The 13953-nt window shown below is 59.0% G+C and carries 2 protein-coding genes; both read left to right on the top strand.

The genetic code is table 11. The annotated features are described in order from the left end of the window. Nucleotides 1-13 precede the first annotated feature (13 nt). Nucleotides 14-12442 (top strand): SDR family NAD(P)-dependent oxidoreductase, encoded by a 12429-nt coding sequence (locus tag KQH60_RS07935; RefSeq protein WP_237575925.1) that lies wholly within the window; start codon nucleotides 14-16, stop codon nucleotides 12440-12442. Nucleotides 12443-12491: 49 nt separating this feature from the next. Then, nucleotides 12492-13922, top strand: a complete 1431-nt coding sequence (locus tag KQH60_RS07930; RefSeq protein ID WP_237575924.1) for a cytochrome P450 — start codon at nucleotides 12492-12494, stop codon at nucleotides 13920-13922. Nucleotides 13923-13953: the final 31 nt, after the last annotated feature.

Genomic DNA, 13953 nt, shown 5'->3' with positions numbered 1-13953 from the left:
GGGAAACGACATAATGAGCAGCCAAGAGTTTCAGTCCATCATTGCCGGACTTCAAAATCGCCAGATCACCGTAGCCGAGGCCAAACAGCGGCTGCAACGACTGAAAGCCGCGACCGCTACGCTAGGAACAGAGCAGATCGGGGCAGCGGATAAAACGATGTCCGGCACTGGGCAGGCGCAGGAGCCTGTTGAAATCGCAGTCATCGGTATGGCGGGGCAGTTTCCTGCGGCCGACAACGTTGAGCGCTTCTGGCGTAACCTCAGCACCGGCGTCGATGGCATCATTGAATTGGGCGAGCGTTATCTAGATGCCCGGCGCAGCTATGCACCGCAGCGCCAGCCCGGCAAGACCTATTGCAAATGGGGTGGCGTGCTCGAGCAGCGGGACGACTTTGATCCGTTGTTCTTCAATATCTCACCCCGTGACGCGGAATCGATGAATCCGCATCAAAGGCTGATTCTGCAGGAAAGCTGGAAGGCGTTGGAAGATGCGGGCTACAACCCAAAAAGTTTCCGAAATCAGGCGGTGGGAATCTTTGTCGGCGCCGAGCCGACGGGTTACTTCCATGAAACGTTTATCGGCGCCTCCGATGCGATTATCGCGTCACGACTGTCCTATTTTCTCGACTTCAAAGGGCCGGCGCTGGTCGTCAATACCGGTTGCTCATCATCGGCTGTGGCTATCCACCTGGCCTGTGAAAGCCTGCGCAACCGGGAGACGAATCTGGCGTTGGCCGGCGGGGTTTTTGCTACGCTCGGCGAGCCAAGCCTGATCAGCTTGTCGCAAATGGATATGTTGTCGCCGACCGGGCGCTGCCACACCTTCGATAGCCGCAGCGATGGCATCGTATTGTCGGAAGCGGTCGGCATGGTGACCCTCAAACGCTTACCGGAAGCGATAGCTGACGGCGATCCGATCTATGGGGTGATCTGTGCTTCGGGCATGAATCAGGACGGTGCCAGTAACGGCATTACCGCACCGAGCGGCCAGGCTCAGGAGCGGCTGATCAGCGAACTGTATCGGCGTTTTGATATTGATCCGACGCAGATTAGTTATGTCGAGGCCCATGGCACCGGCACGCCGCTCGGCGATCCGGTAGAGGTCAATGCGCTGGCCCGGGCCTTCCGGCGGTTCACCGCGGATACCGGCTACTGTGCGTTGGGCAGCGCCAAGGCCCATATCGGCCACACTTCAGCGGCCGCTGGTGTGGTCAGCTTGATCAAAATCCTACTGTCAATGAAATACCGCCAGTTGCCGGGTTTATTGAACTTTGAGCAACTGAATCCCCGGATAGCATTGGCCGACTCAGCGTTTAATATTAATCGCGAGCTGAAAGACTGGCCGGTTGGTGACACTGGGCTGCGCATGGCGGCGCTCAATTCCTTTGGCCACAGCGGCACCAATGTGCACATCGTGGTCCGTGAGGCTGTCGAAGTGGCCGCTGCGCCCCCCGCTGAGGTGTCACGGCCGCGGCTCTTGCCGCTATCGGCACGCACCGCCGATAGCCTCAAGCACTATGCTCGCCGAGTGCGCGAAGCGTTGGCCGATCCGACGCTTCGGCTTGCGGATCTTGCCTATACCCTGCAAACGGGCCGGCTCGCGCAGGATCATCGTTTGATCTTTCTCTGCACCGACAAAGCCCAATTGACACAGCAGCTCGATGATTGGCTGGACGGCCGTGCATCTCAGCACGCGTGGCACGGGCAGATCGGCACAGGCGAGCATGCGGCTATCGAACTGCCTCCTACCGACGATTATGCTGACTTACAACGCGTGGCGAAAGCCTGGGTGGCGGGCGGTCATGTCGATTGGAACGCGTTTAACCGTCGCTATGATGCCGACGCCCGACGTATTCACGCTCCGGTTTATCCCTTTGCTCGGCAGGATTTCTGGATACCGCCTGCACGTCGGGGTACGGCGGGAGGCGATGTCGGTGCGGCACCCAGTTTTAGCGCGGGTCGCCTGCATCCGTTCCTGACGCGAAATACTTCAGATCTGTTAAGCCAGCGCTTTACCACCGTGTTTGATGGCGAAGAATATTTCCTCAAACAGCATGTGGTGGGCGGACGGCAGATCTTCCCGGGGGTGGGTCATCTGGAAATGGTTAGAGCCGCGGTGGCGATGGCTGCCAACGGCTTAGCGGGGACAACGCAGCAGCCGGTATTGAGCGATGTCGTCTGGTTGCGGCCGTTGATCATCGACGGCCAAGCGCGGCAGATTGATGTTGAGTTGACGCTGGAAGAGGACAATCAGATCCGCTTCGAGCTTATCAGTCGCGATTATGATCCGCTTTCAGGCCTTGTTTCGGGTGAACCCGTGCTGCACAGCCAAGGCTTGGCAAGTTTTGTCGAGCCTGCTGCTGCGCAACGCCAAGTTGATTTGGCGGCTTTGAAGGCTAGGATGGAAGGCGGCCGGTTGAGCGCTGAACAATGCTACCAAGCCTATCGGGAGATGACATTTGAGCATGGCCCGGCTTACCAAGGCTTGCAGTCGATCGCGCTGGGACGGGCAGAGGTCTTGGCGGAGCTGGCGTTGCCGTCCTGCCAACATGATAGTCTGAATGACTACGTGCTGCATCCGTCACTGATGGACTCGGCGCTCCAAGCGGCGATCGCGCTGAGTATCGGCGCCGACGTCGTGCTTCCCGAAGGCGATCGAGGCAATCTGCCACCGGCGACGCGGCCGGCGCTGCCCTTTGCGCTTGAAAGCTTGCAGATATGGGACCGCTGCAGCGAGCGGATGTGGGCCAGGGTGGCCTATGCCGAGCGGCGCGACGACCAGCAGGCCGACACCCACTTGCAACGACTCAACATCGAACTCTTTGATCAGCAGGGCAAGCTTTGCGTGCTGATGCAAGGTTTTACCTCTCGGGTGCTCGGCAACCACAGCGATCAGGCCGCGGCCGATCATCCGCTGGCAGAAACGCTGCTGTTCCAGCCGCAGTGGATCGATGAGGCGGCCAGTCACCGTAAGACGGCCGACTTTAGCAAGCAATTCGTGTTGCTCAGCGGCTTTGATGAGTCATGCGTCGCCGACGTGCAACGCCAGCTAGCTGGGCAGGGCGCGGATTGCCGCTGTGAGGTACTGGCCGTGCCGCAGCAGGATCCAGCTGAGGATTATCAACAGGCGGCGCTGGCGCTGTTACAGCAGATTCGGTCGTTACTTGGTCGGGGCGCCAGTGGACGTTCATTGATCCAGCTTGCGCTCTACAACCCCAAAGGCGATCGGATGATCGGTGGCCTAGCGGCGATGCTGCGCAGCCTGCAACTCGAAGCGCCGGGCTTGACCGGCCAATTGATTGAGTTGGACGAGCAGCAATCGTTGGTGCAACGGCTCAAGGACAATGCCGCCACCGGCGACGTCGAGATCCGTTATCAGGCAGGGCAGCGCCAAGTGCAACGCTGGCGCCCTTGTCCGACGCTTGATTTAGCGGTCGGCACGCCGTGGAAAGAGCACGGCGTCTACTTGATTACCGGGGGTCTGGGTGGCCTCGGGCAAATTTTTGCCCGCGCGATGGCGGCTAATCTCAGCGATGCCACATTGATTTTGACAGGCCGCTCTGCGGTGGACCCGCAGCGCGTGGCTGAGATCGACGCGGGTCGAAACACGATTGAATACCGGCAGCTGGATGTCAGCGACCGCGACGCGGTGCAGCGATTAATCGCATCGATTGTTGACAAACATGGCCGCCTCAATGGCGTGTTGCATAGCGCTGGAGTGATCCGAGACAGCCTGCTAATCAATAAGCAGGATGACGAATTGAAACAAGTGATGGCAGCCAAGGTGGCTGGCGCTCGCAACCTGGATCTGGCCACTGCCGAGCTGCCATTGGATTTCATGATCTTCTTTTCGTCGGGTACCGGCGTGATCGGCAATACCGGCCAGGCCGACTATGCGGCGGCAAACGCCTTTGTCGACCGTTACGCCGCGTACCGCAGCCAGTTGGTCGAGCAGGGACGGCGAAGCGGCCGTAGCCTGGCGATCAATTGGCCGCTGTGGAAAGAAGGCGGCATGAAGGTAGATGAGACGATTGCGCGGCAAATGGCAGAAAGCACCGGCATGGTGGCCATGCCCACCAATGCCGGAATTCATGCGCTGTGCCAATGCTTTGCATGGGATAAGCCGCAGTTGCTAGTGATGAACGGGCGACGTGAGCAGTTGACCGCCCTGGTAACGGGCCGCGACAATGCCGATAGTGCGCTCGCGCGTGACAATGAGCCGCAACGCCAAGACGTAGCGCCGTCGTCGCTAACCGACGCCGGGGCGCCATGGGCAGAGCAGTTGCGCCGCGCGCTGATCGACCTCGTGTCCCAGCAGATGAAAATTCCTGCTGCAGAGATCCGTATCGATGCCGAGTTCAGCCAATACGGCTTCGACTCCATCAGCCTAACCGCGCTGGCGAGCACTTTGAAGCAGCAATGGCGACTGAACCTGGCACCGACAATCTTTTTTGAGCATGCCACGATCGACCGTTTTGCGGCTTACCTGGAGCGCGAGCACGGTAGCGTGCTCGCGGCCAAGCTATCGCCGCAACCCACGGCGCCACAACAGCAGTTCAAGCCATCGCCTTCAACGCCGCAGCAACATAGCGCCCAGGCGCCAAGAGCGGTGCTCAAGCGGCGCCCACTGACGGTCGCGCAATCGTCCGTTCATACGGCTGCCTCTTCTGTTCCGAGCAAACCTGCAGAGGATGATGATATTGCCGTGATCGGCGTCAGCGGCCGCTTCCCCATGGCCGACGATGTTGAGCAGTTCTTGCGCAATCTAACGGACGGCCGGGACTGTATCAGCGAGATCCCCGCCAACCGCTGGGACTGGCGTGAATATTATGGTGATCCGCATCAGCAGGCCAACAAGACCAACGTCAAATGGGGGGGCTTTATCCACGGCGTGGACCACTTTGATCCGTTGTTCTTCGGTATTTCGCCGCGGGAAGCGCAGTTGATGGATCCCCAGCAACGCCTGCTGATGACCTATGTCTGGCTGGCGATTGAAGACGCGGGCTATGCCACAGCTGATCTGGCGGGCAGCAGTACCGGGATTTTTGTGGGCACCGGAATGACGGGTTACAGCAGCCTGATCGCCAAAACCGGCGTGCCAGTTGAGGGTTACAGTGCCACGGCGATGGTACCGTCGGTCGGCCCCAATCGAATGAGCTTTCTGCTTGACCTACATGGTCCCAGCGAGCCCGTCGAAACGGCCTGCTCTTCGTCGCTGGTGGCGATCCACCGTGCGGTTCAGGCGATGCGCAATGGAGATTGCCAAATGGCGATCGTCGGCGGCGTGAATACCCTCATTGCTCCCGAAGCGCAGATCAGCTTCAATAAAGCGGGCATGCTGGCGCTGGATGGGCGCAGTAAAACCTTCTCGGCTCAGGCTAACGGCTACGCCCGGGGCGAAGGGGTCGGGATGATTGTGCTGAAGAAACGTTCGCAGGCCGAGGCTGACGGCGATCACATCTACGCGCTGATCCGCAGTACCGCGGAAAACCATGGCGGCAAGGCGAATTCGTTGACTGCGCCCAACCCGCGAGCCCAAGCGGAGCTGCTAAAAGCAGCTTATCGCCAAGCCGGTGTCGATCCACGCAGCATCGGCTATATCGAAGCGCATGGCACCGGTACCGAACTGGGTGATCCGATCGAAATCAACGGCCTGAAAATGGCGTTCCGCGAGCTCAGTGAAGAGTTGGGCATTGGCCCACTGCAGCCAGGCTATTGCGGCGTGGGTTCAGTGAAATCGAATGTCGGGCACCTTGAATTGGCGGCCGGTATTGCCGGGGTGATCAAGGTATTGCTGCAATTGAAGCACAAGGTGCTGTTTAAGAGCCTGCATTGCGAAGCGCTCAATCCATATATCGAACTGGACAACAGTCCGTTTTATATCGTGCAGCAAAGCCGGCCCTGGCTGGCTGCTAAGGACAGTAATGGCCATGCGTTGCCGCGGCGGGCGGGGGTGAGCTCCTTCGGCTTTGGCGGTGCTAACGCGCATATCCTGCTGGAGGAATACCAACCGCCGCAGCGCCCTCGGCACGATGTGACGTCCGGTGCGCGACCGATCTTGCTGTCGGCCAAAACGCCAGAACAATTGCGTGAATATGCTCGTCGCCTGGCCGAGTTTATTGCCGCGCAGCCTGCAGAAGCCAAGCTCAACCCTGAGCATTACCTCGATGATCTGGCTTACACGCTGCAGGTTGGCCGTGATCCGATGCCAGAGCGGCTAGCGCTGCTGAGTGACTCTTTGACGGATCTGCAACGCCAGCTTGCCGATTTCGCTGCCGGCGGCAAGGCTGTCTATCGCGGCCGTAGCGAAGGTGACAACCGGGCACTGGCGCTGTTTCGTCAGGATGAGGACATGGCTGCGGCGCTGGCAGCATGGATTGACAAGCGCAAGTATCACAAATTACTGGAATTGTGGACGCAGGGGCTGGCGATCGACTGGCGACAGTTCTATCGCGATGGACGCTCCATGCAACGTCTCAGCCTGCCAGGCTATCCGTTTGCCCAAGAGCGTTATTGGGTGACGGATTTGGCGACTGTACCCGTCACTGATCCAGTGTCAGGCGGCAGCTGGTTGCACCCGATGCTCGAACGTAATACGTCGGATTTTTACCGCCAGCGGTTCAGTAGCCGCTGGCAAGGCCAAGAGTGTTGGTTTGCCGACCATCAAGTCAACGGCCGTCCAACGATGCCAGGCGTCGGCTATCTGGAAATGGCTCGGGCAGCGATCGCCCAATCATGGGGGCAGACGTCATTGGCCGACGGTTGGCTGCAATTCAAAAATATTGTTTGGTTGGCCCCCTATACGCTGGCGTCGCAGCACAACGCGTTGCATATTGAGCTGGCGCTGGAGCAGCAAAAAATCAATTTCAGGATCTATTCACAGGCTCAGGGCGACGAGGTCGAGCATTGCAAAGGCAGCGCGCAAGTGATTCCTGACGCTGCTGCCGTGGAGCCACTAGATCTTGACGCCCTCGCAGCGGGCCCGTGGCAGCGTAGCGTTGATGCTGCGCAGCTGTACTCGTTGTTTGACCTCATCAATATTGACTACGGCCCTAGCCACCGCGGTGTCAAGCAGCTATGGCTTGGCGACGGCAGACTGCTGGCTAGACTCGAGTTGGATTCCCAATGGTTGGGCAGCGACTGGTTGATGTATCCCGGTATGCTGGACTCAGCAGTCCAGGCATCGATCGGACTATTGCTTCAACAAACGGAAGGTCCAAACGAGACGCTGCTGCCTTTCGCGTTGGAGCAACTGAATGTCTATGATCGTTGCCGACCGGCTATGTGGGCGTTGATCAGCGTTGACCGCCGTGGCCAAAGCAGCGCAGTGCAGCGGATCGATATCGAGCTGTGTGATGAGCGAGGGCACATTGCTGTCAGTTTCCGCGGTTTCAGTTCCCGGCCGTTGAACGGCACGCGCGCACAAGTGGCGCATCTCACCGCTGACAGTCGATTGCCCGCAGGGCTGAGCCTGCTGGCGCCACAATGGCTGGTTGCCGACAACGCATCCACAACAAAGCAAGTATTGCCCACCTTGGCAATTGGCGCGGTTGGGGATCGGCGCGACTGGCTGGCCGGGCAACATCCGCAGATCGAATTCTTGCCGTCGCTGGCAACAACGATTGACGGGATTACCGCTCAGCTGGCTGCTTGCGCGCCGTTTCAGCGGTTGATTTGGCTGGCGCCGCAACCGTCGGCCGATTTTGCGAATCAACGGTTGATCGACAGCCACGAACAAAGCGTGCTGGTGTTGTTTAGGTTAATTAAGGCGCTGCTGCAGCTGGGTTATCAGCAGCGAGCGTTGGAACTGCAATTGATCTTGACAGCCAGCGTCGCGGTGCGTACCGGTGAGTCGTTGGCGCCGGAGCAGGCGGCCTGCCAAGGCTTGGCGGGGTCACTGGCAAAGGAATATGAACATTGGCGGGTTGAACTGATCGATCTGCCGGCTGACGCTCAGTGGCTGCCGGTCGCAACGCCTGCGCAGACGCTGCCCGGCGAATGCTTGGCCTGGCGTGATGGCGAATGGTTTTGCCAACGGCTATTGCCGCTGGCACAGCGGGCTCCAATAGATGACGGCGTGAGCTACCGTGAAGGCGGCGTCTACGTCGTGATAGGCGGTGCCGGCGGCATTGGTGAAGTGTGGACGCGTCACGTGATCCGTCATTACCGTGCCAGAGTCATTTGGCTTGGCCGTCGTGCTGCTGGCGATGAAATCAATCGTAAGCTGGCGGCGCTGGCGCAAATGAGTCAAGCATGCAACGCCCCGGCGCCGTTGTATATCCAGGCTGACGCGGCTGATGTTGAGCAGTTGGCGCAGGCTAGGCGGCAGGTGGTCGAATCGTTTGGCGCAATCCATGGCGTGGTGCACTCGGCGTTGGTGCTGGATGACGCTCGTTTGGAGCAGATGGACGAAGCGCAATTTACGACTTGTCTCAACGCCAAGATGGCAACCAGCGTGCGGATGGCCCAAGTCTTTACGCCAGCCGACAATCCGACGCTAGATTTTGTGTTGTTTTTCTCGTCGATGATTGCCTTTAGCCGGGCCGCTGGCCAGAGCAATTACGCCGCCGGCTGCGCGTTCGCCGACGCTTTTGCCGCTCAGCTCAATCAACACTGGCGTTGCGCTGTCAAGGTTATCAACTGGGGCTATTGGGGCAGCGTTGGCGTGGTGGCCAATGCCGGCTATCGAGCACGGATGGCTGAGCAGGGGCTCGGCTCAATCGAGCCGGACGAAGGCATGGTGGCACTGGATCAGTTGCTAGCCGGTGCGCTGCCACAATTGGGCTTAATCAAACTGCTTGAGCCGATGGCTATTGCCGGTATCGACAGCAGCACACAGCTTCATTGTTACCCGTTGGAGAAGCCTCCAGCGTCCTATGTGTGGACAAACGTGGCTCAAAGGCTAGGCCCGCCGCCGCAACATCACCGCGCGGCGGCTGAGATGGACCGACTGTTGCTGGCCCTGACCTTCGCCTGCATTGGCGAGCTAGCCGGCGACGGCCCGCTGACTGAACAACAAATTACTGCCCATCCGGCGGTGGCGGCGAACCTTGACGCCTATCCTTTTTATCGTCGGTGGATGCGGGAAAGCCTGCGCTTGTTGACGCAAAAAGGCTTTATTGACGATCAAGGGCGGTTGTTGACGGCCCTGCCTGCTGCCGCGTCATTGTGGTCGCAGTGGCGCCAGGCTAGCGATGAATGGCGCCGGGATGGCGATTTGCGTGCTCAGTTGCAGCTAGTGGAAGCGTGTTCTCAGGCGTTGCCGGCGATCTTGCGCGGCGAGAAGCCGGCCACCGAGGTGATCTTCCCTGGCGGCTCCATGTCGTTGGTAGAGGGTATCTATAAAAACAACAAGATTTCCGATTATTTCAACGAGGCGCTCGGTGAGGTCGTGGTGGATATCGCCCGCCGACATGCTGAAGGCAACCGGCCGCTGCGGATCTTGGAGATCGGCGCGGGCACCGGCGGCACGACCGCTGGACTGATCAGCAAACTGCAGCCGTGGCGGCATCAGATCGCTGAATATTGCTATACAGATTTGTCGCAGGCTTTTCTGCGCCATGCCGAACAGCATTTTGCGCCCGACGCGCCCTATTTGCGCACTGCCATTTTTGACGTCAGCAAAGCTTGCCTTGAGCAGGGCATTAGCACGAATCACTACGATTTGATCATTGCCACCAATGTGTTGCACGCGACACCAGACTTGCGTTGTACGCTGCAAAATGCCAAAGCTACGCTGTGCCATGGCGGTTTGTTGCTACTGAACGAAATCAGTGCGCGTTCGATGTTTACTCATTTGACCTTCGGTCTACTCGAAGGATGGTGGCTTTATGATGACGAGGCGCTAAGAATCGACGGCTGTCCCGGTCTGTCTTCCGAAAGCTGGCAGCGGCTGCTGCAGTCGCAGGGTTTTGGCGACATTGCCTTCCCGGTCGCGGGCAGTCATGGCTTGGGCCAACAAATTGTCGTTGCCGTGAGTGATGGCGTAGTTCGTCTGCCGGCGCAGCAACGGGTCATGCCTGCTGCCGACGTCACCGACGTGGCGATGGATGCGCCCGTCGAAGCCATCGCGCCCGTGGTGACGCCGATGATGGCGGTGGGTGAGGTCGACGAAGCCGTCTTAGCCAAGCAGTGCCGCCAGCTGATTACTGAAGTGTTGTCGAAGCTGGTCAATATTGCGCCTGAGCGGCTACAGCGGGATGTTGCCTTCGATCGCTACGGCGTCGATTCAATTTTGCAGATCAGCCTGATCCAGGCGTTGGAGAAGGCGACCGGTGAGTTGTCGCGCACTATACTGTTTGAATACAACACGATCAATCAGCTAACGGACTACCTTCTGAGTGAGCATCGCGCTGCGCTGGCCAAGCATTTTGCGGTGCGCCAGGAGGGCCAGCGCCCAGTTGCGGTGCAGCCAGTGACCGCAGCGGCGGTTAGTCACGAGCGTGCGCCGCGTCACGCCCCTCGTCATGTCCAGCCAATCGACAACCATGCCAATAGTGCTCGGCTTATGTCGACGACCGCGCAAGCAAGCGTCGTCGAACAGCCCGCGACGGTCGAACAGCCCACGACGGTCGTGGAACAGCCCGCGACGTGTCGAGATATTGCGATTATTGGCGTCAGTGGCCGCTATCCTATGGCCGCCGACTTGGCGTGTTTTTGGGATAACCTGCGCAATGGACGTAACTGTGTCAGTGAGGCACCGGGTTCGCGTTGGTCCCACTCTCTGACCGGGACGCAGTCGTGGGCGACTGAGCGGTACTATGGCGGTTTCCTTGAACAAGTCGAGGATTTTGATTACCAGCTGTTCGGCGTTCCTCCCGATGAGGTCAGCAACCTATCGCCAGAGTTGCGACAGATGCTTGAAGTGACTTGGCATACCTTTGAGGACGCGGGTTACAACAGCGATGCGATCGCCCGAATCCAGCAGCGCGACGCAGCGGGAGTCGGGGTCTTCATAGGCTCGATGTATCACCAATCGCCGTGGGCCGAGAGCAGCCTAGAGCGGGCAGCGATCAAGTCAAATGTCACTGACTGGCAGATACCCAATCGAATTTCCCATTATTTTGATTTGAAAGGTCCAAGCCTAGCAGTTAATTCGGCGTGCTCCAGCTCGATGACCGCTATCCACTTGGCCTGCCAGAGCCTGTTGCAGAACGACTGTGCAATGGCGATTGCCGGCGGTGTCAATCTGATCCTTGATCCGTCCAAGTACCAGACGCTAAAACTAGCTCATTACCTGGGGAGTAGCGAGCTTAGCCGCGGCTTCGGTCAAGGCGATGGGATGATCCCAGGCGAGGGTGCCGGCGCCGTGCTGCTCAAACCTTTGGCCGCAGCCGTGGCCGACGGCGACCGAATCTACGGGGTGATCAAAAGCTCCAGCGTCAATCATGGCGGTGGCAGGCTGATGTATTCGGCTCCGGATACTCAACAGCAATCTCGGCTGATTGCGCAGACCATCCAGCGGGCCGGCCTGAAACCGGCGCAAATCAACTACGTCGAAGCGGCGGCCAATGGCTCTGAGTTGGGCGATCCAATCGAGGTGGCGGCGCTAAAAAAAGTGTTTGGTGATGCGCGGCCCGCCAGTTGCGCGCTTGGCACAGTCAAGTCGAATATTGGCCACCTTGAGGCGGCGTCGGGCATCTCCCAACTCACCAAGGTGTTACTACAGTTACAGCACGAGCAATTGGCGCCGTCGATCAATGCCGATCCGCCTAACCCTCATATACGACTCGATGGCAGCGCTTTTTATCTGCAACAGCAGGCGTCGCCCTGGCCGGCACCGGTGAGCGCAGACAGCGTGCGTGAGCCGCGCCGTTGCTTGATCAATTCCTTTGGCGCGGGCGGCAGTTACGCCAGTCTGGTGGTGGAGGAGCACCTGGAGCGTCGAGTGCCGCGCAAACACCGCCAAGAGCAGACGCAGTTGTTGGTTTTTGCAGCGGCTAGCCGCCGCAGCTTGTTAGCCTACTTAAAAACGTTCAACGCATTTACCATCGCTCATCCAAGTCTCGAACTGCAGGATTTGGCCTACAGCTTAGCGCAGCGTGAGCACCCATTGACGCACCGCGCGGCGGTAGTGGCCGACACCCTGGAACAGATGGTAGCGCGGCTGCAGTCGTTGTTGACTGACGAGCTGTCGGTGCAGGACTGCTGCTGGATTTCGCCATTCGATGGTATTGAGCAGGGCGACGCTGGGACCGCGTCAGGCACACCCGCGCAGATGGCAGCAGCCTATTGCCGTGGCGCGCAGTTGGACACATTCGCGCTTTACCCGGAAGGCGGCAATCGCGTTGCGTTGCCGGGATATGAGTTTGAACACGCGATGGCTCAGCCGTCGCAGGCCGTCGAAACGCCGCAACCGTTGTTCAATAGCATGCTCTATCGCCGCATCAGCAGCGGTGAGCTGAACGCCGAGCAATTTGAACAACTGATCACAGCAGTCTAACGAATGCATAACGGGGAATAAAATGAACCATAAACAAGATACGCTCGCGTTGGCACAGGCAGACGCGGGCACAGAAGCGCAACATAGCGAGGTGGTGGCAAACGAACTCGACATGGAGCGCAATGATCAGCCGGTCAACGTGGCACGCCCGGTCGCCGAGAACTTGAAGATGAAAGACGGGTTTCCGGTCATGCCAGGCAAGATTCCATTGCTGGGCCATGTCCATAAGATCGGTCAGAATGCGCTTAGTGAGTTGCGCCAGGCTGAAGCGGTTTGCGGGCCGATGTTCTGGACTTATTTCGGCGCTAAGCTACCGGTGCTGCAGATTATGAGTGAGGACGGCCTGGCGATCCTTCAAAATAAGTACACTGACAACTCCTATCTGCGCGAGCAGATGCCGGTCATCACGGGTGAGGCGATGAACGCCTTTGACGGCCAACGTCATCGCAATGCGCGTCGCGCTAGCATGGATGCTTTTACCCCAAAAGGGCTGACCCGCGCGCGCGTGGGCCAGTTCGTGGTGGAAACCATTGAGCAACGGCTTAAACGCTGGACCAGCGAGCGCAAATTGGCGATTTTCCCGCAGACCAAGGATATTGCGCTGGAGGTGGTGTTCCGGATTATGGGCATTGAAACCCACGAGCTTGAGCAGTGGCGTCACCAGTACGAAGAGTTTTTTCTCGGCATGATACCGCTGAAAATCAACTTGCCGGGCTTCCCTGCTTGGCGTTGCCGTAAGGCGCGCGGCTGGCTGGAACAGCGGGTGTCACAGATTGTCGCCACGGTACGCGCGAACAACGACCGCGATAGTCTGGTCGGAGCGATGATCTTCGGCCGCGACGATAATGGCAACGGCATGTCTGAGGTCGAGCTGGTACACAACATCCTGGGTCTGGGTTTTGCCGGCTCGGAAACAACCGCCGCGGTGATGGCGTGGTCGGCGTTAATGCTGTCGCAGCACCCGCACGTTTGGCAACAGTTGTGTCAACAGGTCGCCGGCTTAGACAGCGTGCCTTATACCCATGAGGAGCTGGTCAAGCAAGTGCCGTTGGCTGAAGCGATATTCCGAGAAACCTTGCGGCTCTATCCCCCCGCGCCGTTTGAAATGCGCAACGTGCATACCGAGTTTGAAATGATGGGTCATACGATCCCCGTTGGCGCGATGGTGGGCGTCAGCCTGCTGCATGTTTCTCGTAACCCTGAGCGCTACCCGGATCCGGATAGCTGGAGGCCGGAACGCTGGCTGGGCATCGACCGGGCGCCGAACCAAGTGGAAACCTGCCAGTTTGGCGGCGGTCCTCATGCCTGTCTCGGCCGTCATGTCGCCGCGTTAGAGATCACGCTGTTTATCGCGATGTTGGCTCGAGAGATGGGGCCGAAGGGGATCTCGCCGCGTCTGGTGGGCAAGTTGCCGCCGCCAACCTACCTGCCGTTTTTGCGGCCTTCAAACAAGGCATTTCTCGACCTGACCGGTTGCTAACCGGACACGGGCGGCAAAGTCGCTTAGACAC

Origin of the sequence: Mycetohabitans sp. B8 (assembly GCF_021991875.1) — a bacterium.
Taxonomy (GTDB): domain Bacteria; phylum Pseudomonadota; class Gammaproteobacteria; order Burkholderiales; family Burkholderiaceae; genus Mycetohabitans.
This window is presented reverse-complemented; position numbering and strand designations above follow the sequence as displayed.

What these genes read in the sequence shown, in the direction of transcription:
- KQH60_RS07935 (WP_237575925.1), top strand. Translation starts at nt 14, where the DNA reads ATGAGCAGCCAAGAGTTTCAGTCCATCATTGCCGGACTTCAAAATCGC.